This window comes from Actinacidiphila sp. bgisy144, assembly GCF_057708105.1.
On sequence record NZ_JBYIRM010000024.1, the window covers coordinates 45,920 to 70,456 of the forward strand.

Sequence of the window (24,537 nt, forward strand, 5' to 3'; positions counted from 1 at the left end):
CGCGCGCAGGCAATTCAACGTAAGGAAACAGAGTCGAGCATTTTCTTTCGCGGCCACACCGTAGAAGCTGTGACGTGTCTTTGACAAGACATGTGCGCCGGGCTCTCCTGCGCGCTGTGGCGTACCGCCGCAGCCGGTTCGCCCCGCGAAAAACCCGGAAAAAACCGGCAAAACTCGGTAGAACCTGGGAAAAGGGAACGGGCCCGGTGGGAAGGCCGGGCCCGTCGAAGGAGGAGGGGAGGGGGAGGGGGTCAGGAGCGGGTGGCCACCGACAGCAGGACGTCCACCAGGCGGTCGGCGGCGTCGGGGCGGCCGTGGGCGCGGGCCTGAGCGGCCATGGCGGCGCGGCGGGCGGGGTCGGTGAGCAGCGGGCCGGCCGCGGCCACGAGGCGGTCGGCGGTGACCTCGCCGATCAGGGCGACGGCGGCGCCGGACTCCTCCAGGTGCCGGGCGTTGTGGGCCTGTTCGTTGCCCGCGGAGGTGGCCAGCGGGATGAAGACGGCCGGCTTGCCCAGCGCCGTCAGCTCGGCGAGGGTGCCGGCGCCGCTGCGCGAGACCACCAGGTCGGCCAGCGCGAGCACGTCCGGCAGCTCGGGGCCGACGAAGCCGGTGAGGTGGTAGCGGGCGGCCAGCCCCGGGTGCAGGCCGGCCACATGGCGGCGCAGGTCGTCCACGTTGGCCGGGCCGCACTGGTGGATGACGTTCGCCCGCTCCAGCAGCCAGGGCAGCGCGTCGCGCACCACGTCGTTGATCTGCTGCGAGCCCTGCGCGCCGCCGGTGACGTAGACCGTGGGCAGGCCGCGCTCGAAGCCGTACAGGTTCAGCGCGCTGATCGCCTTGTCCGGGTGGCCGGTCAGCACCTCCGGGCGGATCGGGTTGCCGGTCACCACCGCGAGGGGCCGCAGCTGCTCGGGCAGCAGGGCGAGCGAGGAGTCGGAGGACAGCGCGATCCGGGCCGCCGAGCCGGCCAGCTTGCGGTTGGCCAGCCCCAGCCGCACCGTCTGCTCGTGCAGCACCAGCGGGCGCTTGCACATGCGGGCGGCCAGGCCCGCGGGCACCGCGACATAGCCGCCGGTGGCCAGCACGACGTCCGGCCGGAACCCGGAGACGATCCGGCGCGCCTGCGCCACGCCGAGCGGCACCCGCGCCATGTCCCGCATGTTCGCGGGCGAGGCCATCTTCAGCGGGTTGCTGGAGCGGCGGATCTTGCCGGTGACGACGGTGTCGAAGGCGATGCCCTCGGCCGGGGCGACCCGCGCCTCCAGCCCCTCCTCGGTGCCGATCCACAGCACGTCGAGCGCGCCGCCGCCGGCCGCCAGCCGGGCCTGGAGGGTACGGATCGCGGTGAGCGCGGGATATGTGTGCCCGCCGGTGCCGCCTCCGGTGACGATCAGTCGGAAGGAGGACGGGACGGGCGGGGTGGCAGAGGGAGTGTTCACGCGCGCACCCTACCGACTCCGCTGCCGGTCCGCCGCCCGCGGTGCCGCTACCGCGGGCGCACCGGGACCTCGCGGTGCCGCGCAGGGTGCGGTCCGGGACCGTACGGGTGACCGCGCGGACGGCTCCGGACCACCCGCCGGCCGCCCGGCGGGCACTACGCTGCGGCCCATGGAAGCGACGCTGACGCTCAACTACCCGGCCCCCATACCCGCCGGGCACGAGATCGAGGTGACCGAGTTCGCCGACACCCGGCCGGAGAAGAAGCGCAACAGCTGGCACCCGGCGTGGGACCAGCCCTTCCGGCACCCGGTGATCCTCGACGTCGCCACCAACATTCGCTACATGAACCACATGCACGTCCACCGCGGCGACAACGGCGGCAACAGCTTCACGGCGAACGACTACCCGCTGACCCCGCGCACCGACCTCCCCGTCAGGCGCGTCTACCGGGCCCGGGTGCGGGCCTGCACACTGGTGATGGTGGAAGGGCTGGACGGCCAGCACACCAAGCTCGTCGTCGAGGTCCTCGGCCCCGCCGACGTGCCCGCAGCACCGCCCGCCGACGCGCCCGCCGCCCCGGAGGACCGCCGCCCGTACGGCCGTTGAGGCCCCGTCCGGGTTGCCGGTCGGCTGACCTCACGCCCCGGGCGGGGACTGCGGATCGCGGCCGTCGAAGACCGCCAGCAGCCGGTCGGCGGCGCCGGCCGCAGTGATCCTCCCGGCGCGCACCTGCTCCTCCAGGTACGGCGCCGCCGACCGCACCCCCGGGTGGCCGCGCAGGCGCCCCAGCAACTCGTCCTCGACCATCGACCACGCCCACGCGACCTGCTGCTCACGCCGTTTGGCGTCCAGCCGCCCGTCCTTCGCCAGCAGCGACCGGTGCTGCTCCAGCCGCTCCCAGACGGTGTCCAGGCCGCTCGACTCGCGGGCGCTGCAACTGAGCACCGGCGGCGTCCAGGACGCGTCCGCGGGGTGCATCAGCCGCAGCGCGCCCGCCAGTTCACGGGCGGCGCCGCGCGCGTCGCGCTCGTGCGGGCCGTCGGCCTTGTTGACCGCGATCACGTCCGCCAGCTCCAGCACGCCCTTCTTGATGCCCTGGAGCTGGTCGCCGGTGCGGGCCAGGGTGAGCAGCAGGAAGGAGTCCACCATGCCCGCCACGGCCGTCTCGGACTGGCCGACGCCGACGGTCTCCACCAGCACCACGTCGTATCCGGCGGCCTCCATCACCACCATCGACTCCCGGGTGGCCTTCGCCACGCCGCCCAGGGTGCCCGCGCTCGGCGAGGGCCGGACGAACGCCGACGGGTCCACCGCCAGCCGCTCCATCCGCGTCTTGTCACCGAGGATGGAGCCGCCGGTGCGGGTCGAGGACGGGTCCACCGCCAGCACCGCCACCTTGTGGCCCAGCCCGGTGAGCATGGTGCCGAAGGCGTCGATGAAGGTGGACTTGCCCACCCCCGGCACCCCGCTGACCCCGATCCGCCGGGCCCCGCCGCTGTGCGGCAGCAGCTGAGTCAGCAGCCGCTGCGCCAGCACCCGGTGCTCGGGCCGGGTGGACTCCACCAGGGTGATCGCCCGCGCCACGAAGGCGCGCCGCCCGTCGAGCACACCCTTGGCATAACCGTCGACGTCCCTGAGCATGCCGCGGCTACAACTCCTCGTGTCCGAGGGCGGCACCGAGCCGGGCCACCAGGTCGCGCGCCGCCTCCGGGATGACCGTGCCCGGCGGGAAGACCGCCGCGGCGCCCGCCTCGTGGAGCGCGGCGACGTCCTGCGGCGGGATCACCCCGCCCACCACGATCATGATGTCCTCCCGGCCCTCGGCCGCCAGCTCCTCGCGGAGCGCGGGCACCAGCGTCAGGTGCCCGGCGGCCAGCGACGACACGCCGACGATGTGCACGTCGGCCTCCACCGCCTGCCGCGCCACCTCCGCCGGGGTCTGGAAGAGCGGGCCGACGTCCACGTCGAAGCCGAGGTCGGCGAAGGCGGTGGCGATCACCTTCTGCCCCCGGTCGTGGCCGTCCTGGCCCATCTTCGCGACGAGGATGCGCGGCCGCCGCCCCTCCGCCTTCTCGAACCGTTCGACCAGGTCCCGGGTGCCCTGCACGGTGGGGGACTGGCCGGCCTCGTTGCGGTACACACCCGTGATCGTACGGATCTGGCCGGCGTGCCGCCCGTAGACCTGCTCCAGGGCGTCGGAGATCTCGCCGACCGTCGCCTTCGCGCGGGCCGCGTCCACCGCCAGCGCCAGCAGGTTGCCCTCCAGGTCCGGGCCCGGCGCGCGGCCCGCGGCCCGGCTCAGCGCGCGCAGCGCGTCCTGGCAGGCGGCCTCGTCGCGCTCCTCGCGCAGCCGCCGCAGCTTGGCGATCTGCTGGGCGCGCACCGAGGAGTTGTCGACCTTGAGCACCTCGATCTGCTCGTCGCTGTCCACCCGGTACTTGTTGACGCCGATCACCGGCTGCCGGCCGGAGTCGATCCGTGCCTGGGTGCGCGCGGCCGCCTCCTCCACCCGCAGCTTCGGGATGCCCGCGTCGATCGCCTGGGCCATGCCGCCGGCCGCCTCGACCTCCTGGATGTGCTGCCAGGCGCGCTCGGCCAGGTCGTGGGTGAGCCGCTCGACGTAGGCGCTGCCGCCCCACGGGTCGATCACCCGGGTGGTGCCGGACTCCTGCTGGAGCAGCAGCTGGGTGTTGCGGGCGATCCGCGCGGAGAAGTCCGTCGGCAGCGCCAGCGCCTCGTCCAGCGCGTTGGTGTGCAGGGACTGGGTGTGGCCCTGGGTGGCGGCCATCGCCTCCACGCAGGTGCGGGTGACGTTGTTGAAGACGTCCTGCGCGGTCAGCGACCAGCCGGAGGTCTGCGAATGGGTGCGCAGCGACAGCGACTTGGGGTTCTTCGGGTCGAACTGCCGCACCAGCCGGGCCCACAGCAGCCGGGCCGCCCGCAACTTCGCGACCTCCATGAAGAAGTTCATCCCGATCGCCCAGAAGAACGACAGCCGCGGCGCGAACGCGTCGACGTCCAGCCCCGCCTCCCGGCCCGCCCGCAGGTACTCCACCCCGTCGGCCAGCGTGTAGGCCAGCTCCAGGTCGGCCGTCGCACCGGCCTCCTGGATGTGGTAGCCGGAGATGGAGATCGAGTTGTAGCGGGGCATCTTCCGCGAGGTGTACGCGAAGATGTCGGAGATGATCCGCATCGAGGGCCGCGGCGGGTAGATGTAGGTGTTGCGGACCATGAACTCCTTGAGGATGTCGTTCTGGATGGTGCCGGCCAGCTTCTCCGGCGGCACCCCCTGCTCCTCGGCGGCCACGATGTACAGCGCGAGCACCGGCAGCACCGCGCCGTTCATGGTCATCGACACCGTCATACGGTCCAGCGGGATGCCGTCGAAGAGCTGCCGCATGTCGTAGATCGAGTCGATCGCGACGCCCGCCATGCCGACGTCGCCGGTCACCCGCGGGTGGTCGCTGTCGTAGCCGCGGTGGGTGGGCAGGTCGAACGCGACCGACAGGCCCTTCTGGCCGGCCGCCAGGTTGCGCCGGTAGAAGGCGTTCGACTCCTCGGCGGTGGAGAAGCCCGCGTACTGGCGGATCGTCCACGGCTGGTTGACGTACATGGTCGGGTACGGGCCGCGCAGGTAGGGCGCGATGCCGGGGTAGGTGCCCAGCGCGGGCAGGCCCCGCACATCGGCGGCGGTGTACAGCGGCTTGACGCCGATGCCCTCGGGGGTCTCCCATACGAGGTCGGAGGCGCCGCCGCCGGCCGCGGACTCCTTCACCGCCGCGCGCCACTGCTCCAGGGTGCCGCTGTCGGCGCTGCCCTCGGCGCCGGAACCGTCGCCGGTGCCGAGCGGGATCTGCGAGAAGTCGGGGATCGGGGAGGAGCCGGGGGTCGCCGACGGCTCGGAGGTCGAAGAAGGGTCGGGGGTCTGCATCACGCCGCCACTCCCGCGCGGTCGAGGACGGTGGTCAGGACGGCGACGGCGTCGCAGCCCAGGAAGACATGGCCGTCGGCCCCGGGCGCCACGGCAGGCTTGCCCGCCACCCCGGTCCAGCGGGCGCCGGCCGCGCGCAGCGCCGCGACGACCGCCTCGGCCTGCTCGGCGTAGACGGCGTCGCTGGAGCACACGCAGGCCAGTTCGGCGCCGCTGGCCGCGAACGCCTCGGCGACGCCGGCGGCGTCCACGGTCACCGGGTCGTGCACCGGCTGGACGCCCCCGGCCTGGAAGAGGTTCGAGGCGAAGGAGACCCGCGCGGTGTGCACCGCGGGCGGGCCGAGCGCGGCGAGGAAGACCCGCGGGCGGACGCCGGTGGCGGCCAGGTGGGCGTCGGAGCGGGCGCGCAGCACTTCGTACGCCTCGTCGCGCCGCACCTTCGGCAGGCCGCCCGCCGGCGCGGCCGGGGCGCTGGCGCGCTCGACCGGCCGCTCGGCCAGGTCCGGGAACTCGCTGACACCGGTGACCGGTTCGCGGCGGGTGGCCAGCCGGCGGCCGCGGTCCTGCCAGGTGGCCGCGATCCGCTCGCCGACCAGCCCGGCGGAAAGCGCCCGCTCCTGGCCGCCGGCCGCCTCCAGCTCCTGGAAGAGCTCCCAGGCGCGGTGGGCGAGTTCGTCGGTGAGGCACTCGACGTACCAGGAGCCGCCGGCCGCGTCGGCGACCTGGCCGAGGTGCGACTCCTCCAGCAGGATCGAGGAGGTGTTGCGGGCGATCCGGCGGGCGAACGCGTCGGGCCGGCCCAGCGCCTCGTCGAAGGGGAGCACGGTCACCGCGTCGGCGCCGCCGACCCCGGCACCCAGGCAGGCGAGGGTGGTGCGCAGCATGTTCACGTACGGGTCGCGGCGGGTCATCATCACCGTCGAGGTGACGGCGTGCTGGTGCTGCCCGCCCGCCGCGGGGGCGCCGGCCGCCTGCGCGACGCGGGCCCAGGTCCGGCGGGCCGCGCGGAGTTTGGCGATGGTGAGGAACTGGTCGGCCGTGGCGGCGTAGCGGAACTCCAGCCGGCCGCAGGCGGCGGCGACGTCCAGTCCGGCGGCGGTCAGCGCCCGCAGGTAGGCGACGCCGGTGGCGAGGGAGGCGCCCAGTTCCTGCGCGGCCGACGCGCCGGCCTCGTGGTAGGGCAGCGCGTCCACGGTCAGCGCGCGCAGCCGCGGGTAGCGCTCGGCGGTGCGTACGGCCAGCGCGAGGGCGTCGTCGTAGGCGGCGGGGGCGCCGGTGCGGGCGGCCAGGCCCAGCGGGTCGGCGCCGAGGTTGCCCGCGGCCTGCGCGGGGTCCACACCCCGCTCGTCCAGCAGCCGCAGCAACTCCTGTGCGGCGGCGCCGGTTTCGGCCCCCGCCTCCAGGACGACCGGCGCGAGGTCGAGGTAGACCCCGTCCAGGGCCCGCCCGAGGCCGGCGACCGGCAGCCCCGCGCCGCCCACCGTCAGCCACACCGAGGTGGCGCCGTTCTCCAGGTCGGCGAGGATCGCCTCGTTGGCGGCCGCGGGGTCCGCCGTGAGGTGCCGCTGGCGTACGTCCCAGCCGCCGAGCGGGCGGCTGCCGCGTACGTACGGCGGGAAGCCGGGCAGGCCCGGGTCGGGCGCGGTGTCGTCGGCGGTGTAGAGCGGGCGCACGCTGATGCCGTCGCCGAGGTCGGTGGACAGGGCGCGCTCGGCCTCCTCGCCGGAGAGCTCGCGGCCCGACTTGCGCAGTACGCCCGCCACCAGCTCGCGCCACTGCTCGCGGGTGGCGGGCGGGAACGCGTCGGGTGCGGAGACGCCGTCGTCCGGCAGAACAGTCATGGGACAGATGCTAGGCAAGGCCGGGGCCCGGTGTCTGCATCGTTCGCCGTGTTCCTACCGCCCCGTAGCGTGACATCGGGCACGCCGGGCGGCCGGGAGCGGCGGCCCGACGTGCGGCTTCGCCGCCATTGCCGCAGGTGGCCCGGCCGTAGTGGTGAAAGGCCCGCATGGGGTCCGCCCCCGCTCCGCCCGGGCCGCCGCGGCGGCGGAGTGGATCAGTGGGGGTTTTCCAGGGCGGGCAGGGCGCTGACGACGGAGTGCAGGTGCGCGCGCATGGCGGCCTCGGCGGCGGCCGTGTCACCGGCGCACACCGCGTCGATGACCGCGAGGTGCTGGGGGAGGGAGACCTGCGGGCGGCCCGGGTGCATGGCCAGCCGGAACTGGCGGCGGACGTTCTGGCCGTGCAGGCGCTCCAGCACCGCGCAGGCGGTGCGCTGGCCGCTCATCTCCAGTACCCGGCCGTGCAGGCGGCGGTTGAGGTCGGAGTAGCCCAGCACGTCGCCCGCCGCCACCGCCGCCTTCATCCGGGCGCCGAGGTCGAGCAGCACCTCGCGGTCGGCGTCGGTGACGCGCTCGGCGGCCTTCGCGGCGCACAGGCCCTCCAGGGCCATCCGGACCTCGGTGATCTCCACGGCCTCGTCGAGCGAGACGGCGCGCACCCGGGCGCCGCGGTTCTGGATGCGCTCGACCAGCCCCTCGGTGGCGAGTTGGGCCAGCGCGTTCCGCACGCTCGCCCGGCTCGCGCCGAACTGCTCGGACAACTCGGCTTCCACCAGGCGCTGGTTGGGGGCGAAGTCCCCGGCGGTGATGGCCTCGCGGATCGTGTCGGCGACCTTCGACCCGGCCGGGTCCGCCGCTGCGGCCGGCCTCGCGGTCACAGCCATGACCTGTACCCCCATCGCTGCATTGGCGACAATATTGTTCTCCACATCGTAACCGGCCCCCGGGGTCCGGTCGTCATCCGGCCGGGCGGGGGAAGACGCGGCCGTCGAAGAGCTTGCGCGCGGTGCGCACCAGGCGGGAGCGGCGCACCCGGGGCGGCAGCTGCCCGCCCGCCAGCTCCACCTGGACCTCCAGCCGCCCGCTCGGGTGCTCGATGCCGAGCGGCTCGCCGGGGGAGGGCAGTTCGGCCAGGTCGTGGCCGACGGCGCCCGGCAGCAGCAGCGCGGTCGCCACCGTGACGGCGCCGAGCACCCCGATCGACTCGTGCGGGCGGACCGGGATGAAGGTGCGGGTGCTGATCGCGCCGCCGTGCCGCGGTGGCGCGATCAGGGTGGTCTTGGGCACGGGCGCGTCGCGTACGTCGCCGAGCCCCATCAGCCGGCCCGCCGCGATCCGCAGTGCCTGCACCCGCGCGGCCAGCCGGGCGTCGGCGGCCAGTTCCGCGGTCGTCTCGTAGCCGGTGGCGCCCAGGTCGCGGGCGTCGGCGACCACCACGGGCATGCCGTTGTCCAGGCAGGTGGCCTCGACGCCGTCGACCAGGTCGCGGACGTTGCCGGTCGGCAGCAGGGCGCCGCAGGTGGCGCCCTCGGTGCCGGCGAAGTCCAGCAGGATCGCGGCGGCGGTGCCGGGCACGCCGCTGATCGCGGTCCCGCCGTCGTAGCGGACCGCGCCGCCGGGGGTGGCGAAGTCGGCGGTGGCCAGGCTGCCGGAGTTGAGCATGCGCACCCGCACCCGCGTACGGTCCGCGCCCGCGGCGACCAGGCCGCGTTCGACCGCGAACGGCCCGACCCCGGCGAGGATGTTGCCGCAGTTCTGCGCGGCGGAGACGGTGGCCGCGCCCACGCCGACCTGGAGGAAGAGGTAGTCCACGTCCGCGCCGGGGTCGGGCGAGGCGCCGACCACCGCGACCTTGCTGGTGAGCGGGTGGGCGCCGCCGACGCCGTCGATCTGCCGGGGGTCGGGGCTGCCCATCACCCGCAGCAGCAGCGCGTCCCGCTCGCCGGGGTCGGCCGGCAGGTCGTCGGCGAGGAAGTAGGCGCCCTTGGAGGTGCCGCCGCGCATCAGCATGCACGGCAGTCCGGCGCCGGGGGTGGGCTGCATGGTCGTCTCGCTTTCGCGAAGGAGCTTCCGGCGTGACTCTAGGGGCGCCCCGAAGGATCGTCAACAATCTTAGTCACAACTCTTGCGCCAAAATCAGCGCCAGTTTACGGTCCGTTGACGCGGCCAACCCGCCGGTCCGGCGCCCCCACGGGGTGAGCGCCCGGCCCCCCTTGCGAAGCGAGCGAAGGACCACGATGACAACAGCGACAGGGCAACACCCCTCCGCGGACGGCGGGGGCGCACTGCGAACGGGAACGGTCGTCGCGGTGCTCTTCGCCGTGTGCCTGGCGCAGATCGGCCTGGCCATGCCCGCCACCCTCAACGGCACCTTCCAGGAGGTCTTCGAACCCAGCGGCTCCCAGCTCACCTGGATATCCGACTGCTCCCTGCTGCCGATCACCGTCCTCGAACTGACCTGCGGGGTGCTCGGCGACCTCTTCGGCCGCAAACGGCTGCTGCTGGGCGGCGCGCTGCTGCTCGCGGTCGGCGAGGCGGTGTCGGCCGCCGCCCACCAGATCGGCGTGATGTGGACCGGCCAGATCATCGCGGGCATCGGTTGCGCGGCGCTCTTCCCCACCACCCTCGCCATGCTCGTCGCCGGCGAGCGCACCGCCGCCCGGCGCGCCCGGATGATCGCGCTGTGGGCCGCGGTGCTGTCCACCGGCAACTTCCTCGCCCCGCTGCTCGGCGGCATCACCGCCACCTACTTCCAGTGGCGCTGGGCCTTCACCGTCGTCGTCGTACTCGCCCTCGGCGACGCGCTGCTCACCCACTTCTTCGCGCAGGACTCCCGCTCGCCCGCCGGCCGCTCGCTCGACCCGCTCGGCCAGACCACCGTCGGACTCGGCCTGTGCGCCCTGCTCTTCGGCGTCATCCAGGGCGCCTCCGACGGCTGGGGCAGCGCCACCGTGGTCGGCGCGTTCGTGCTGTCCGGCGTGTGCCTGGCCGCCTTCCTCGCGGTCGAACTGCGGGTGGCCAACCCGCTGCTGCGCCTGGACCTGTTCCGCTCCCGCAACTTCGCGCTGGCCTCGGCCGTCACCGTGGTCGGCATGTTCGCCTTCCTCGGCACCGCCTACGCGATCAGCCTGCGGATGGGCCCGATCCAGGGCCAGAGCTCGATGCGCACCGCGGTGGCGTTCCTGCTGCTGAGCGGGCTGACGATCTTCCTGCTGCCGCTCACCCACCAGCTCATGCGCGCCCTGGAGGCGCGCTGGGTGCTCGGCCTGGGCTTCCTGCTGATGGCCGTCGGCGACTTCCTCGCCGGACGGCTGCCGATCTCCGACAGCGCGCTGCCCTCGCTGATCGTGCCGATGGGGCTGGTCGGCGTCGGGTTCAGCTTCGCGGTCTCCGCGGTCACCGCGACCGCGGTCGAGACGGTCCCGCACGACCTGGCCGGCATGGCCAGCGCCACCACCAGCATGCTGCGCGACTTCGGCTTCACCCTCGGCCCCGCGGTGATCGGCGCGATCGCCACCGCCAACGCCGTGCACCACTTCAGCGGTTCGCTCACCGCCTCCACGCTGGGCGCCGCCGACAAGGCGAAGGCGCACGGCATCCTGTCCGCCGACGGCCCGGTGGCGGTGCTGCACGCCGACCCGTCCGCGTCCGGCCTCGCCTTCAAGGCCCTCGGGCACGCCTACGCGCTCGGGTTCGAGGTGTGCGCGGCCGCCGCGCTCGCCTGCTGCCTGGTGACGGTGCTGCTGCTGCGCTCCGCGGAGCAGCCCGAGGCCGCGGCAGTGGCAGAGCCGGCCAGCCCCGCGGCGATCTGACGGCCCGCCGCTTCGGCCCCGCCGCTTGGACCCCGCCGTACCAGCGCCCGGCCGCCGTGCGAAGAACACCGCGGCCGGGCGAACGGCCTGACGGGGCAGGCGGGTCCGGCGGCCGGCTCAGCCAGGCGTCCGCCCGGCCGCCGGCGCCGGCCGGGCCGGCCAGGGAGCCCGCGACGGGAGGACCGGGCTCTGCTGGTCGCGGCGTACCGGCCCACGAAGACAGCCGTGGTGTTTTCTGACGTAGACGGTGATGTGCGCCCCGCCGGCCTCGGTGGTCGCGTGCGGGTCGAAGCAGCGCCGGAGCGTGGCTGTTTTCGCTTCGTCCCGCTGGTCGGCCGATGCGGGTGACCCTGCGCGGACGGCGACTATGCGGTCGAAGGCCCGCATGCGTGCCGCGACGGTCCGGGCGGGAAGTTCGACGCCTGCGAGCGTGTCCGACGAAACGGCGTCCCGCGCCAGCGCCAGGTCGGTCAGGAAACGGGTGTCCTCCGGGTCGGCTGCCGTCAGGACCCGGGCGGAGCCGGGAAGGTAGACCAACCCGTCCCCCGGGCGGCCTGCCGCACGTACGGCGGCGCCGATGGCCGTGACGTTGTCGCTCCGGCTTCGGGGCGTCCGCAACTCGATGCTCGCCGGGACGAGCGCGGCCAGAAGGGCCGTCGCGGCCAGCGCGGAGACCACGACGGTCCCCGTGCTGCGGGAGGAGGCCCGCCGTCGCAGGAAGCGGTCGATCCGCGCTCCCAGGAGCAGGGCGAGTCCGATGTTGCCGTAGACCACGTACCGGTCGACGAAGAGCGGCACGGCCGGTGAGACGGCCAGCAGCACAAGTCCCGGGAGCACGAGGACCGGCACGGCCAGCGCGGACAGCCGTACCCGCCCCCGGCCTCCCAGGGGCACCGTCGCACAGGCCCCACCCACGGCTGCCGCGACCAGGAAGTAGCCGGGCCGCACCGGGCCGCTGATCCAGGAGACCTGCTCCGACTGGCCGACGCTGCAGACCGCCAGCGGCAGCAGCCCGACGGACACGCACACGGCGGCCAGCCCCCACCCTTTGAGCACCGGTCGCGGAACCCGGGAGACGAGCAGGGTCGCGCCGTGTGCGACGAGTGCCAGGACGGCGAACTCGTGGAGCAGGCAGGCCAGCAGCATCACGCAGCCGTAGACCGCCCACCGCCGGCGGGCCCGCGGCAAGGCGCCGGCCGCGAGCAGGTACGTGGCCCATGCGATCAGCGCGCAGACCATCGCGTAGGAGCGGCCTTCCTGCGCGTACTTCTGCACCTGGGGAAGGAGGGGGAACACCAGCCCGGCCAGCAGCCCGGTGCGCGGCCCGGTCAGGCGCCTTCCGAGCAGTCCGACCCAGCCCGCCGCCGCGGCCATGGCCAATACGGACGGCAGCCGCAGCGTCAGCAGCCCTCCGCCGAAGAGGCGGAAGAGCTCGTGCATCACGGTGTAGTAGAGGGAATGCACCAGATCGACATGCCGGGCGGTGCGCCAGATCTGCGCGAGGTCGCGATGGGCGAGCTGGCACGTGACGGACTCGTCCCCCCACATGGTGTTCTGCCTGCGGATGCCCCACAGCCCCAGAACGACGGTCAGCGCCGCCGGCGCGAGGACGACCACCGCTGGGGGCGGGCCCGGTGGTTCCTCACGGGCAGGCGCGGGAGCGGGGCCCTTTCCGGCGGCAGCGGCAGCGGCGTCGGCGGGGGCGGGGGCACGCTCGAACACGGACATCGGCGGCGGGACCTTTCAGCGGTGGCGGAAGGGGCGCCGCCAGCGTGCCCGTACCTCCTTGACCGGCTGCTGATCCAACCTGATCAGCCGATCAGGAATGCCGAACCCCGCTGTGCGAGGCTGTTGCGCATGCGCATCCTGGTGGTCGAAGACGAAGTGGACCTTGCCCAGACGCTGCGCATCGGCCTGCTGGCCGAGGGCTACAGCGTCGACCTCGCCCACGACGGCCGGCACGGTCTGTGGATGGCCCGGACCGGCGAATACGCCGTCGTCGTATTGGACTTGATGCTGCCCGGCCTCAACGGCTACAAGGTCTGCGCCCAACTGCGCCGGGAGGGCAACACCGTGCCCGTCCTGGTACTCACGGCCAAGGACGGGGAGTGGGACCAGGCGGAGGCCCTCGACACGGGAGCCGACGACTACCTGGCCAAACCCTTCTCCTACATGGTGCTCGTCGCGCGGCTGAGGGCCCTCACCAGACGAGCCACCGCGGCCGTCCCGCCCGTGCTGTCCGTGGGCGACCTCTCGCTGGACACCGCCGGGCGGGTGTGCCGCCGGGCCGGGGTCAGGGTCGAGCTCACGCCCCGGGAGTTCGCCGTGCTGGAACTGCTGGCCCGCCGGGCGGGTCAGGCGGTCCCGAAAGCGGATCTCCTGCACCACGCATGGCCTGACGAAGCGCAGGACCCCAACCTGGTGGAGGCGCGCGTCAGCGTCCTGCGCAAGAAGGTGGACGCCGCTTTCGACCGGAAGTCCCTCCAGACCGTGCGGGGGATCGGCTACCGACTGGTGGACGATCGTGAACGCGAGTAAGAGGCCGCGCCGATGGCTCCCGCGTTCGGTACGGGCCCGTGCCGCCCTGGCCGCAGCGCTGACCGCCGCGGCCGTGCTGGCCGGCATCGGCGGGTGGATGCACCACGAGATATACCGCCAGAGCGCGCGGATCGCCGAAGTACAGGCCCGCGAAAACCTTTTCGCCCTGGTCGGCCAAGTGAACGAAGGGGTGGTCCCCGACCGCACAAGCGCGGTCCCGTACGAGATCGTCGCCACCGGTCGGCGCGGCGCCGTCGCCTCAGGCGGGGGCCTGGACGCCGTCGACTCCGGCGCCCGCCACGTGCTGCCCGCCCCGTCCGCCCTCTTTGCCCCAACCCCCCCGCCGGACAGCGACGACGGCTGGTTCTACACCGTTCGCCCCCTGCGGATACCGGCGCGCGGCGGCCACGCCCCCACGGGCTCACTCGACCTGGCAGGCCGGACCTACCCGGTGCTGTACGTCGACACCTGGGCCGGCGGCCTGAGCCGTGACAAGGCCGCCGCGTTGGGAATCGCCCCCGATGCCACGCTGCGGACCTACGTGGTGGTGCTTCCGGAGACGGCCGAGGCGATCACCGCGACCACCGGCGGCCTGCTCCTGCGCGCCGGGCTGGTCGGCCTCGTACTGATCGCCGCCGCCGCCTACTTCACCGTCCGTCTCGCCCTGCGGCCGGTCGAGGCCATCCGCGCCCTGACCGCCTCGGTGACCGCCGACGACCCCCGCGAACGCGTCACCGTCCCCGCCACCGGACACGAGATCACCGCCCTGGCCACCACCATCAACACCACCCTTCAGCGTCTCGACACCGCGGCGGCGCGGCAGCGCCGCTTCGTCGCCGACGCCGCCCACGAACTGCGCAGCCCCCTCACCTCCCTGCTGGCAAGCCTGGAAGTGGCCCTGGCCTACCCAGAACGCACCGACTGGCCCACCGCGGTCACCACCGCCGCACGGCAGACCCGCCGCCTCCAGGCCCTCGCCGAGGACCTGCTGCTCCTCGCCCGCTCCGACGCCCAGGCCCCGGAAACCGCCTTGCAGGCCGTCGACCTGTCGGCCCTCGCCGCCAAACTGGCCGAGCAGTACTCCCTCACCGGCAGCACACTGATCCTCACCTGCGACAGCACCGGCCCAGCACCCGTGGACGGGAACCCCGGCGAACTCGAACGCCTGCTGCGCAACCTCATCGACAACGCGGTCCGCCATGCCGCCCGCCGCATCGAGATCACGGTCCGGACGGAGGGCACATGGGCCGTCCTCACCGTGGTCGATGACGGGCCGGGCGTGCCGGTCGAGGACGCCGAGCGCATCTTCGAACGGTTCGTCCGGCTCGATGACGCACGCTCCCGCGCCCACGGCGGCAGCGGCCTGGGCCTCGCCATCGCCCGCGACCTGGCCCACCGCCACGGCGGCACCCTCACCCTCGCCCCGCGAACACCCGGAGCCTGCTTCCGGCTGCGCCTCGCGCTGAACCGTTCCGGCACGGCGGGGGACCCCGGCTAGGAGCTCGCGGGGAAGCACGGCGTCGCCTCCCGTGATGCGGCTCGCTGCCGGGGCGTTCGCCGCCCGTTCCCACCAGGCCGGGACGGAGCGTCAGGAGCCGATGTCCACCAGGACTTTGCCGACCGAGCCGCTCTCGACCGCCCGGTGCGCGTCGGCAGTGCGCGCCAGGGGGAAGCGGAGCAGCGGCAGGCCGTGCTCCGCGCCGACCGGTAGCGCTCCGTCGCCCACCGCGGCGGCGACGTCCTGGGCGGCCGCGGCGCGTGCTTCCGGACCGGCCGTGTAGAGGACCAGGAACTGGAGGCGTGCGTTGAGCACCATGTTCCGCAGTACGTCCAGTTCGACCGGTCTGCCGCCGTCGTTGGCGTAGGTCGAGATCGTGCCGCGCGTGCGGAGGACGGCGAGGTCCAGGGCGAGATTGCTGCCGAGTGCCACCTCGGCGACGACGTCGACGCCGTCCGGGGCGCTCTTGCGGATGGCGGCGGCCGGGTCGCCCTCGCGGTAGTTGACCACGTGGTGGGCTCCGGCGGCGGTGGCGAGCCGGGCTTTCTCCGGGCTGCTGACCGTGCTGATCACGGTGGCGCCGGACCATCGGGCGAGCTGGATCACCGCGTGTCCCACCGCTCCGGCCCCGCCCGCGGCCAGCACCACCTTCCCGTCGAGGGTGCCGGGCCCGAGCCGGCGCGGCCCGTCCTCGGTGACGGTGAGCGCGCGGTGTGCGGTCAGCGCGGGGACGCCGAGCGAGGCGCCGATGTCGAAGCCGGCCTCGTCGGGCAGGGGTACGGCCTGTTCCGCGGGCACGACGGTGAACTCGGCGGCGGTGCCGGTGGGCCGCCCGGCGGCGGCCATGAACAGCCAGACCCGCTGACCGACCCGGCTGCGGGCGACGCCCTCACCGACGGCGTCGATCGTGCCGGCGCCGTCGAGGTGCGGGGTGACCTCGGGGAAGTGTTTGGGGTGGCCGGCACCGGAGCGTGCCTGCCAGTCGGTCGGGTTGACACCGGATACGGCGACCCGGACCCGGACCTCGCCCGGGCCGGGCTCGGGGAGGTCGCGGTCGACGAACCGGAGAACGTCGGGTGTGCCGGTGTCGCGGTAGATGATGGCTTTCATGATCCGTCCTTGGTGCCTGGTGGAGTGGGCGGCCCGGCATGGCCTGATGCTTCGTCATGGCTCCCGGCGGGGCGGGGGCGTGGTCGAGCCCCGGCCGCGGCGGTACCGGTCAGCCGATGGGGACGTCGTGGGTGCGGGCTCCTGACGGAGCGGTCGGGGCGGTCGGGGCGGTCACGACGCGGTCTCCTCAGCCGGTGTCCGCAGGGCGGTGTAGAGCAGTTCGGCCTGGTAGAGCGCCATGATCCGGTGGGCGATCGGGGCGGCCTGCTCCCGGGCCGGGGCCGGTTCGCGGTGCTCGACCTTGACGAGCCAGGCCGTGACGCAGTCGTGCAGCATCGCGCGCATCCGCTCGGTCGCGTCGACGACGATGGCGTGGACCTCCGGGTCGGTGGTCGCCTCGCTCCAGGTCTGCACGCCGACCCGGGCGTGGACGGGGTCGATCGCGGCGGTCAGCCGGGAGAGCAGTTCGTCCGGGTCGGGCGGGACGTCGGCCGCGGCGAAGTCGCCGATGGTGTCGGCGCGTTGGTGGAGCATCTGGCGGGCGGCGGCGCGGACCAGGTCGGCCTTGTTGCGGTAGTGCGTGTAGATCGAGCCGGTCGACAGGCCGGACTCGGCGGTGATGTCGGCGATCGAGGTCCGCTCCAGGCCGTAGCGGCTGAAGCAGCGGACGGCGGCGTCCGTGATCTGGGTGCGCCGGAGTTCCTTGCGCGCGTCGGTGAGCCGAGGCACACCCCCACCTCCTCGCAAAAAGAATCGATGTTCTGCTTGTGGAAACACTAGCAGAACACCGATTCTGTATGTGGGGGAGTGCGTCCATAGGGGTGGGCGCGGGGTCCGAGGTGCGTCAGAAGGTGATGACGGTGGCCTGTTCGAGGGTGAAGCGGACGAACTCATCGCGGGCCACGCGAAGTTCGAGCCCGCGGGCGGCGAGCTGGTCCTCGGTGCCGTCCGCCCGGGCGGCGTTGACGCAGGCGCCCACCCGGACGCCGCCGGCGATCAGCTCGTCGATCTGCCGGTTGAAGGTCGCGACCGCCTCCGAGTCGCCCGCACCGCTGAGGCGGCGCTGGGCCGGCCCGAAGCAGAAGACCTCGACAAAGACTCCCCGCTCCGGCGCGACCTCCTGGATGCGCTGCGCCACCCGCGTCCCGGTGGCCAGCGAGTCATCGTCGTCGTGGAACACGTGAACGACCGTCTTGGGCATGGCGCACTTCCGCTCGTGTCGCAGGTTCGGGACCGCGTCCGACCCTAGTCGTCCTTCTCGCAGAACAAGACGCGCGTCTCACCAAGTGAAACGCTGAGGGTTTGCGCGCACCCTTCGGCGCCCGCGGCGGGAACCGGTTGCTCGCCCCCAGGGCGCCGTCGTGGATCTTGAGCCCGCCCGCTCCGAGGAAGCCGGTGGGGCCTGACCACGGCCGAGCGGGACCACCTGCGGGCGCTCGTCAACGGGTCCCCGCGGCCCGGCGCGCCTTCACGGCCGGCCCGGTCACGCCGCCGGGGCGGTCGCCAAAGCCCGGGCCACCCGCCGCAGATGCGTGATCAGCGGATTCGGGTCGCCGTTGCGGTGGACCAGCACGACCTGACTGCGTGGTGCGTCCTCGATCGGGACGGTGACGAGGTCGGGGCGCAGAGTGCTGCGCCGGTCACCGACCGGCAGCACGGCGACGGCCCTGCCGCCGGCGACCAGTTCGAGCTTGTCTTCGTAGCTCTCGATCGGCGGCAGGCCGGTCCCGAGGACGCGGTAGGAAGTCCAGTCGGCCGTCGCCAGCCGGCAGGGCGCCTCCTCCAGGCCGGCGAGGTCCTCCGCGGTCACCGACGTGCGGTCGGCCAGGGGGTGGCCGCGTGGGACCACGAGCATCCGGGGCTCGTCGTACAGCGGCGTGGTGGACACCTCGTCGGCGGCGAGCGGCAGCGGGGCCCGCGCGATCAGGGCGTCCACGCGCCGGTCGGCCAATGATCCGACGTCGCGGCAGCTCAGGTACCGGGTGGCGATCTCGGCGTCCGGGCGGCGCCGGCGCAGTTCCTCCACGACGGGGGTGATCACCAGGTCCTCGACGTAGCCGATGACGATCCGTTCGGCTTCGGCTCCTTCGCGCACGGCCGACTCGGCCTGACGGGCGGCCGCCAGCAGGACGTGGGCGCGGGGGAGGAACCTCTGTCCGGCCGCAGTGAGCCGGGCGCCTTGGGGCACGCGGTCCAGCAGCCGTGTGCCGAGATGCCGCTCGAGCCGCTGGATCTGGCGGCTCAGCGCCGGTTGGGCCACGTGCAGCTCGGTGGCGGCCCGGCCGAAGTGCTGGTGCGCTGCCACCACGGTGAAGTAGCGCACGAGCCGCAGGTCCAGGTCCTGTCCGAGATCGTTCACCCTCTCAGGGTACGCGTCATGCCGTTTCGGAATGATCAGGTTGCCGAACCGGTCTTGGACGGCCGTGCCGCCCCGGGGATTGACTGACGGAGCAACGTTTCCCCGAGAAAGCGACAGGCGCGATGAAGGCGATCCAGTTCCACGAGGCGGGCGGCCCGGAAGTTCTGCGGTACGACGAGGTGCCGGTTCCCGGGATCGGCCCGGGCGAGGTGCTCGTCCGGGTGCACGCGGCGGGCGTCAACCCGCCGGACTGGTACCTGCGTGAGGGGATGAAGATCATGCCGGCCGAGATGAGGCCGGCGCTGGAGTTCCCCCTGACCCCTGGAACGGACATGTCGGGCGTCGTCGAGGCGGTCGCTCCGGACGTCCGCGGGTTCGCCGTCGGTGACGAGGTCTTCGGCATGCTGCGGTTCCCCGGGTTCGACGGCCGGACGTACGCCGAGTACGTGGCGGCACCCGCGTCGGACCTGGCGCCCAAGCCGGCCGGCATCGACCACGTGCGGGCCGCCGGGGCGCCGATGGCCGTGCTCACGGCCTGGCAGTACCTGATCGACCTCGGCCACGACGTGCCGTCCCCCTTCACCGGGCAGGTGCACCGGCCGGTGCCGCTCACGCCGGGGATGACCGTGCTGGTCAACGGGGCCGCCGGCGGGGTGGGCCACTTCGCGGTGCAGCTGGCGAAATGGAAGGGGGCACACGTCATCGCGGTGGCCTCCGGCCGCCACGAGCAGTTCCTGCGCAAGCTCGGCGCCGACGAGTTCATCGACTACACCACCACGCAGGCCGCCGACGTCGTCCGCGGCGCGGACGTGGTCATCGACACCGTCGGCGGCCCGGACAGCTCCCGCTTCCTGGCCGTACTCAAGCGCGGCGGCACCATGCTCCCGGTGTTCTTCGCCCAGTACGACCCGGAGGAGACGGCACGCCTGGACGTCACGGTCTCGAACATCCAGGTACGTTCCAACGGCCCCCAGCTCGCCGAGATCGGGCGCCTGTTCGACGAGGGCGGACTCCAGGTCGGGGTGGACAGCACCTACCCGCTGTCCGAAGCGGGCAGCGCGCACACGCGAGCCGCGCAGGGCCACATCCAGGGCAAGATCGTGCTGACGGTGGCCTCGTGACCGCCGAACTCCAGCAGGTGGTGGCGCGGTACGCCCACGCCCTGGACGAGCTGAACGTTCCCGAGCTGGAAGCGGTCCTGACCGAGGACACCACCTGGACCTTCACGATGCCCGGACCGCGGGTGCTCGGCCCGGTCGCCGGACGCGCCGCGGTCCTCGACTTCGTCCGGGACGGGCACGCGGCCCAGGCCGGAAGGGTGCGACACCATCTCGGCGACGTCGTGGTCACGACGGCGGGCGCCGCCACCGCCGAGGTGCGGGCCTATCTGCTGCAGACGCGAAACACCGGCGAGAGCATCCGGACGATCGCGACCGGGGTCTACACCTTCGGGCTGCGCCGGTCCGACGGCGGGTGGCAGATCGCCGAACTCGCCCTGACGCTCGACAACGCCTTGGCGGACGGGCCGCGGGCTGCTCCGTAGCGGCTCGGGCGTTCACGAGGCGGGTGGTCCGACGCGTGACCGAACGAGCGGGGTGCCGGAGCCGCTCACCTGGCCACGGGCGGCCACCAGGAGCGGTGGAAGGGGTCGTCGGGGGTGATCGACCCGCGGGCCACCGGCTGCCCGGTCGCCGCCGATTTGTACAGGGCGGTGACGAACTCGGTGGTGCGGCGCGCGTCGGCGGTGGTGTGCTCCGGCGGCTCGCCGCGCCGCATCCGGGCCACCAGGTCCGCGAGTTGGGGCGCCTGGTGGGCGGGCACGTCGGCGCCGATGGCGTCCCAGCCGGGCGCCGGCGGGTCGTCGGGGGCGGCGGTGAACGTCCAGTGCCCGTTGCGGTAGGCGTACAGGTGCCGCAGCTCCACGCTGGCCCGGCGGCAGTCCAGCCGCAGGTAGGACTCCTGGCGGGCGGAGACGACGCTGTTGACGACCGAGGCGAGCGCGCCGCCGTCGAAGGACACCTGGGCGAGCGAGACGTCCTCGGTCTCGATGTCCCGGTCCACGGTGGCGATCCGCGCGCGGACCTCGCGCCAGTCCGGCATCAGCCACAGCAGCAGGTCCATGGCGTGGATGCCCTGCGTGACGGTGGCGCCGCCCAGTTCGGTCGCGCGCCGGCCGCGCCAGGGCGCGGCGTAGTAGTCCGGGCCGCGGTACCAGGTGGTCTGGCACAGCGCCAGCAGCGGCGGCCCGAGCACGCCGTCGCGCAGCAGCCCGCGCAGGTGGGCGGCGCCCGAGCCGGCCCGCCACTGGAAGACCGGCGCGCAGTAGCGGCCGGTGGCGCGCTCGGCGGCCAGGATGCGGTCGTGGTCGGCGAGCGAGCCGCACAGCGGCTTCTCGCAGTACACCCAGGCGCCCGCCTCCAGCGCGGCCACCGTCAGGTCGGTGTGCGTGAACGACGGCGTGCAGATCACCACCAGGTCGGGGCGTTCGGCGGCGAGCAGCTCCCGCGGGTCGCCGTAGCCGCGGGGGATCGCGTGCTCGGCCGCGAAGCGCTCGGCCCGGGCGGCGTCGGCGTCCGCGACGGCCACCAGCTCCAACTGCCCCGGCAGGGCCCGGATCGCGGGCACATGGGCGTCCCCGGCGATGCTGCCCGCCCCGATGACCGCCGTGCGGTACGGCCGCGGCGCGCTCATGCCCGGCCGCCGTCCGCCGCGAGCCCCGCGGCCAGCCACCGCGTGGTCACCTCGACCGCCTCCCGCTCGGTGCCGGGGGTGTGGAACCCGTGGTCGGCGCCGGGCATGCTGTGGAACTCCCATGCGGGCAGGGCCGCCGCGGCCTGCCGGGCGATGGCGTGGGAGACGTAGCGGTCCCGGTCGCCGTGGACCACCAGCGCGGGCGGGGACGCGGCGGCGTACCCCTGAAGCGGGTGGCTGCGGGCCATCTCCGCGAACAGCACGCGGCCCAGCGGGAAGCGGCCGCCGAGCGCCAACTCGCCGGTCGCGGCCAGCTCCTCGAACCGCTGCGGCCCGAAGTTCGCCAGGCCCCAGGGCAGTTCGGGGGCCAGGAAGGTCCGCCGCAGGTCCAGGACCGGGTTCCACAGCACCAGCCGGGCCAGCCGCGGGCCGAGCCAGGGCATCGACAGCCCGGTGGCGACGGCGCCGAAACTCGCGGCCACCACCGCCGACGGCCCGGGGAACTCCCGTTCCGCATAGGCCGTGACGGCTTCGAGGTCCAGCATCTCCCCGGCGATCGTGACCCCTCGCGGGGTGCCGCCGCTGGCGCCGTGCCCGCGGAAGCTGAACCGCACGGCGGTCAGGCCCGCTGCGGCCAGGCGCGCGGCGAGCCGGGTGAAGCCGCCGCCCTCGTCGAGGTCGGCGCCGATGCCGTGCGCCAGCACCACCGTGCCCTGCGGCCGGCCCCCGCCGCCCGGCGCGGGCCGGTGCACCGCGGTGTCCAGCTCGATCCCGTCGGGCGCGGCCACCCGCATCCGCTGTATGTCCGTCACGAACCCCTCGTCTCCTTCGCCGACTCGCCGACTCGCCGACTCGCCGACTCGGCGACCCGGCGTGCCCTCCACGCCGTCCTGCGGCGGACCGATCCGCCGGCCCGGCCCCGGCCCGGCCCCGGCGCGCCCCCCAGGCAGCGCACCGGAGCCGGGAGTTGCCCCGCGTCAGGGCGTCCAGCGGTACAGCAGCACCTTGTTGAACAGGTCGTCCTCCACCTGCACCAGGTAGTCGCCGTCGGCGCGCTTGGTCGCGGAGATGCCGTACGGCACGTCCACCCAGCCGGAGCGGTCGATCGTGCCGATGACCGAGCCGGCCGTCCAGGTGCCCACCGGGCTGGCGTCGGCGGCCTTCCACACCCACACCTGGCCGCGGGTCTCGATGCCCGCCGCGAAGATGTAGTCGCCCGCGAACGCCAGGCTCACCATGGTCACCACGATCGTCGAGGCGGTGTCCCAGGGCAGCAGCAGCGTCCAGGTCGGCGTGGTGTTGCCGGTGCTCCACTTGTCGTAGCGGACCAGGACCTTGCCGCACTCCTTCCAGTGCGCGTTGTCGAACGGCTGGTCCGGGGTGTAGCCGACCATGTACATCACGTCGGCGGCCACGTCGTAGTGCAGCCGCCGGACCACGCTGAAGGGCGCGGGCAGCGCGATGGTCTCCATCGACTCGTAGGTGTAGATCGGGTTCTGCTGACTGTCGAAGCCCTGGAGCGGGTAGCGGCGCAGGTTGCGGTCGCCGCCCTCCCAGATGTCGCCGTTGTCGTCGACGTACCACACCCAGCAGTTGCTGGGGGAGCTGCTGCCGTCGCCGGGCTGGACGTACTCGCCCGCCTCGAAGTTGCCGTTGCCGCTGAGGTCGCGCCAGATCCACTGGCCGGTCGCGGGCTGGTTGGGCGGCCAGGTCGGGTCGTCGCCGTTCCAGCGGGCCTTGAAGATCGCGCCGGACGGCTTCGCGATCTCGCCGTCCATCCGGTAGATCAGCAGGTGGGCGCAGTACATGCCGGTGACGTACATGTACAGCCGGCCGCCCAGCCGCTTGAGGAACGGCGAGGCGGCCGCGTGGCTGTGGCCGGTGAGGAACAGCCGGGCGTCCTGCGGGTAGGTGACGGAGTCCAGGGTGTAGCTGCGCCAGGTCGCGTCGCTGCCGGGCGCCTTGGTGTACGCCATGCTGTAGTGGCACTGCTTGGTGTAGATCTCCACGCCGTCGGAGGCCGGGTCGAAGTCGGCGGCGTCCACGAAGGCGCTGCCCTGGAGCTGCCAGACCACCGCGCCGGCCGGCGAGAACTTCCGCAGCCAGGTGCCGAACTCGAACATCGCCACGTAGACGTTGCCCGCCGAGTCGCCGCCGACGCCGACGATGCCGAAGAACTTGTCCGCCGCGACCCGGCCGGGCGTGCCCGCGCCGATGCCGCCGGCCTGGCCGAGGCTGCGGGCCAGCGCCGGGGTGCCGGACAGGCCGGTGTAGGTGTGCACCTGGCGCAGCGGGCCGTTGTCGCCGACCAGCAGGTCGCCGTTGGCGTCGACGGCCACCGAGGTGGGTATCCACTGCGCGGACGGCCCGGAGATCGTGCCGGCCAGCGCGGCGCCGGAGTTGGAGAAGTGCAGGATCTTCGCCGGGTTCGCGGTGTCGACGTGCCAGAAGTGCCCGTCGTTGGTGTCGCGGGTGATGTTCGAGACGACCCAGATCTCCCCGCTGGGCGCGATCGCCACCGAGCCGGGCTGGTTGACCGTCCAGGTGTGCTGGACGGCGCCGGTGGCCGCGTCGAAGACCAGCACCCGGTTGTTGGCGCGGTCGGTGGCCACCACCTGGGTGTCGGTCGCGGCGGCCGCGGCCGGCGGGCTGCCCACCGCGTACGTCAGCGAGGTGGCGGTGCCGTCCAGGGTGTACCGGGTCAGCCCGTTGCCCACGCTGAGGTAGGCGTAGGTGCTGTTGACGGCCACCGCGTCGCCGTTCGCGCCGTGGCAGTTGCCGATGAGGTGGCCGTCCTTGTAGATGCCCGCGTAGTCGCCGGCCTCGTCCCAGAAGCTGACGGTGTAGACGGCGCCGTCGGCGGTGACCGCGATGTTGAAGACGAAGTCCTGCACCCACTCGGTCGCGCCGGAGAAGGTGTTGCCGGTCCAGGAGGTGACGACGTTGGTGAGCGTGGTGTCCAGGGAGGCGGCGGACCGCGCCTTGGCGAGGCTGCCCTTGGCGGTGGTGGCCGGTGCGGCGGCGCCGGCCGAGGCGGCGGTGGCCGGGACCGCCAGGGCGGCGCCCGCGACGATCGCGGCGTTCCGGCCGTAGGTGAGCAGTCGGCGGCGGCTGACGGAGCGGGTGCGAGGCGCGGACGGTGTCTGTGCGGGTTCCTGCTCGCTCATGGAAGGGGTCCTTCGTCGTGGGGTTCGTCGTGGGGCCGGCCCCGTGGGGAGGCCGGCCGGACGTCCATCGAGTGACCGGTCACTTGACGCGACGCCAAGCTAGGGGTCCCCGCACCCGGCGTCAATGCATCTGACCTCTTCCGTTGTCGC

Annotated in this window: 20 protein-coding genes; 6 read left to right on the forward strand and 14 right to left on the reverse strand. The window is 73.7% G+C overall.

Annotated features, from left to right (window positions below):
* Positions 1 to 251: 251 nt before the first annotated feature.
* Positions 252 to 1,439 (reverse strand): UDP-N-acetylglucosamine--N-acetylmuramyl-(pentapeptide) pyrophosphoryl-undecaprenol N-acetylglucosamine transferase, encoded by a 1,188-nt coding sequence (locus tag AC3EVP_RS25345; protein ID WP_335972855.1) that lies wholly within the window; start codon positions 1,437 to 1,439, stop codon positions 252 to 254.
* A gap of 169 nt (positions 1,440 to 1,608) precedes the next feature.
* Here AC3EVP_RS25345 and AC3EVP_RS25350 point away from each other — a divergent pair, with 169 nt between their 5' ends.
* Complete coding sequence (locus AC3EVP_RS25350) at positions 1,609 to 2,046, forward strand: hypothetical protein (RefSeq protein WP_435133388.1); 438 nt, start codon at positions 1,609 to 1,611, stop codon at positions 2,044 to 2,046.
* 30 nt (positions 2,047 to 2,076) lie between these two features.
* Here AC3EVP_RS25350 and meaB read toward each other — a convergent pair whose 3' ends face one another.
* The 5 genes from meaB to AC3EVP_RS25375 all read right to left on the reverse strand — a co-directional run bounded on the left by meaB (position 2,077) and on the right by AC3EVP_RS25375 (position 9,255).
* Positions 2,077 to 3,081, reverse strand: coding sequence for a methylmalonyl Co-A mutase-associated GTPase MeaB (gene meaB / locus AC3EVP_RS25355; RefSeq protein WP_335972849.1), 1,005 nt, complete (start codon positions 3,079 to 3,081; stop codon positions 2,077 to 2,079).
* 7 nt (positions 3,082 to 3,088) lie between these two features.
* Positions 3,089 to 5,371 carry a methylmalonyl-CoA mutase gene (scpA, locus tag AC3EVP_RS25360; RefSeq protein ID WP_435133547.1) on the reverse strand — a complete coding sequence of 761 codons (2,283 nt, stop codon included), beginning with the start codon at positions 5,369 to 5,371 and terminating at the stop codon, positions 3,089 to 3,091.
* Positions 5,371 to 7,212, reverse strand: coding sequence for a methylmalonyl-CoA mutase family protein (locus AC3EVP_RS25365; protein WP_435133391.1), 1,842 nt, complete (start codon positions 7,210 to 7,212; stop codon positions 5,371 to 5,373). The genes scpA and AC3EVP_RS25365 overlap by 1 nt, the downstream gene beginning before the upstream one ends.
* Before the next feature lie 215 nt (positions 7,213 to 7,427).
* Entirely contained in the window at positions 7,428 to 8,096 is a 669-nt protein-coding gene (locus AC3EVP_RS25370; protein ID WP_435133394.1) for a GntR family transcriptional regulator, read from the reverse strand.
* A gap of 73 nt (positions 8,097 to 8,169) precedes the next feature.
* The gene (locus tag AC3EVP_RS25375) at positions 8,170 to 9,255 is read right to left on the reverse strand and encodes a 4-oxalomesaconate tautomerase (RefSeq protein ID WP_435133397.1); all 1,086 of its coding nucleotides are present in this window, start codon (positions 9,253 to 9,255) and stop codon (positions 8,170 to 8,172) included.
* Positions 9,256 to 9,449: 194 nt separating this feature from the next.
* Between AC3EVP_RS25375 and AC3EVP_RS25380 the strand changes: the two genes are divergently transcribed.
* The gene (locus AC3EVP_RS25380) at positions 9,450 to 11,024 is read left to right on the forward strand and encodes an MFS transporter (protein WP_435133400.1); all 1,575 of its coding nucleotides are present in this window, start codon (positions 9,450 to 9,452) and stop codon (positions 11,022 to 11,024) included.
* Between the two features lie 117 nt (positions 11,025 to 11,141).
* Here AC3EVP_RS25380 and AC3EVP_RS25385 read toward each other — a convergent pair whose 3' ends face one another.
* Positions 11,142 to 12,752 carry a glycosyltransferase family 39 protein gene (locus tag AC3EVP_RS25385; RefSeq protein ID WP_435133403.1) on the reverse strand — a complete coding sequence of 537 codons (1,611 nt, stop codon included), beginning with the start codon at positions 12,750 to 12,752 and terminating at the stop codon, positions 11,142 to 11,144.
* 129 nt (positions 12,753 to 12,881) lie between these two features.
* On the opposite strand from AC3EVP_RS25385, the gene AC3EVP_RS25390 reads away from it, so the two are divergent.
* Positions 12,882 to 13,562, forward strand: a complete 681-nt coding sequence (locus AC3EVP_RS25390) for a response regulator transcription factor (RefSeq protein WP_335972832.1) — start codon at positions 12,882 to 12,884, stop codon at positions 13,560 to 13,562.
* A complete protein-coding gene (locus AC3EVP_RS25395) occupies positions 13,549 to 15,060 on the forward strand; it encodes a sensor histidine kinase (RefSeq protein ID WP_435133406.1) in 1,512 nt (503 codons plus the stop codon). The genes AC3EVP_RS25390 and AC3EVP_RS25395 overlap by 14 nt, the downstream gene beginning before the upstream one ends.
* A gap of 90 nt (positions 15,061 to 15,150) precedes the next feature.
* Here the strand turns inward: AC3EVP_RS25395 and AC3EVP_RS25400 are convergent, their stop codons facing one another.
* The 4 genes from AC3EVP_RS25400 to AC3EVP_RS25415 all read right to left on the reverse strand — a co-directional run bounded on the left by AC3EVP_RS25400 (position 15,151) and on the right by AC3EVP_RS25415 (position 18,529).
* Positions 15,151 to 16,170, reverse strand: coding sequence for an NADPH:quinone reductase (locus AC3EVP_RS25400; protein ID WP_435133409.1), 1,020 nt, complete (start codon positions 16,168 to 16,170; stop codon positions 15,151 to 15,153).
* Positions 16,171 to 16,341: 171 nt separating this feature from the next.
* Complete coding sequence (locus tag AC3EVP_RS25405; RefSeq protein WP_435133412.1) at positions 16,342 to 16,899, reverse strand: TetR/AcrR family transcriptional regulator; 558 nt, start codon at positions 16,897 to 16,899, stop codon at positions 16,342 to 16,344.
* Between the two features lie 115 nt (positions 16,900 to 17,014).
* Positions 17,015 to 17,371 carry a hypothetical protein gene (locus AC3EVP_RS25410; RefSeq protein ID WP_435133415.1) on the reverse strand — a complete coding sequence of 119 codons (357 nt, stop codon included), beginning with the start codon at positions 17,369 to 17,371 and terminating at the stop codon, positions 17,015 to 17,017.
* A gap of 282 nt (positions 17,372 to 17,653) precedes the next feature.
* Entirely contained in the window at positions 17,654 to 18,529 is an 876-nt protein-coding gene (locus AC3EVP_RS25415) for a LysR family transcriptional regulator (RefSeq protein WP_435133418.1), read from the reverse strand.
* Positions 18,530 to 18,651: 122 nt separating this feature from the next.
* Here AC3EVP_RS25415 and AC3EVP_RS25420 point away from each other — a divergent pair, with 122 nt between their 5' ends.
* Both AC3EVP_RS25420 and AC3EVP_RS25425 read left to right on the forward strand, forming a co-directional pair.
* Entirely contained in the window at positions 18,652 to 19,650 is a 999-nt protein-coding gene (locus AC3EVP_RS25420) for an NADP-dependent oxidoreductase (protein ID WP_435133421.1), read from the forward strand.
* The gene (locus tag AC3EVP_RS25425) at positions 19,647 to 20,072 is read left to right on the forward strand and encodes a nuclear transport factor 2 family protein (protein ID WP_435133424.1); all 426 of its coding nucleotides are present in this window, start codon (positions 19,647 to 19,649) and stop codon (positions 20,070 to 20,072) included. Before AC3EVP_RS25420 ends, AC3EVP_RS25425 begins: the two co-directional genes overlap by 4 nt.
* Before the next feature lie 65 nt (positions 20,073 to 20,137).
* Here the strand turns inward: AC3EVP_RS25425 and AC3EVP_RS25430 are convergent, their stop codons facing one another.
* The 3 genes from AC3EVP_RS25430 to AC3EVP_RS25440 all read right to left on the reverse strand — a co-directional run bounded on the left by AC3EVP_RS25430 (position 20,138) and on the right by AC3EVP_RS25440 (position 24,387).
* On the reverse strand, positions 20,138 to 21,220 hold the full coding sequence (locus tag AC3EVP_RS25430; RefSeq protein ID WP_435133426.1) for a Gfo/Idh/MocA family protein: 1,083 nt from the start codon (positions 21,218 to 21,220) through the stop codon (positions 20,138 to 20,140).
* Positions 21,217 to 22,032, reverse strand: a complete 816-nt coding sequence (locus AC3EVP_RS25435) for an alpha/beta hydrolase (RefSeq protein ID WP_435133429.1) — start codon at positions 22,030 to 22,032, stop codon at positions 21,217 to 21,219. The genes AC3EVP_RS25430 and AC3EVP_RS25435 overlap by 4 nt, the downstream gene beginning before the upstream one ends.
* 165 nt (positions 22,033 to 22,197) lie before the next feature.
* The gene (locus tag AC3EVP_RS25440) at positions 22,198 to 24,387 is read right to left on the reverse strand and encodes an NHL repeat-containing protein (protein WP_435133432.1); all 2,190 of its coding nucleotides are present in this window, start codon (positions 24,385 to 24,387) and stop codon (positions 22,198 to 22,200) included.
* Positions 24,388 to 24,537 lie beyond the last annotated feature (150 nt).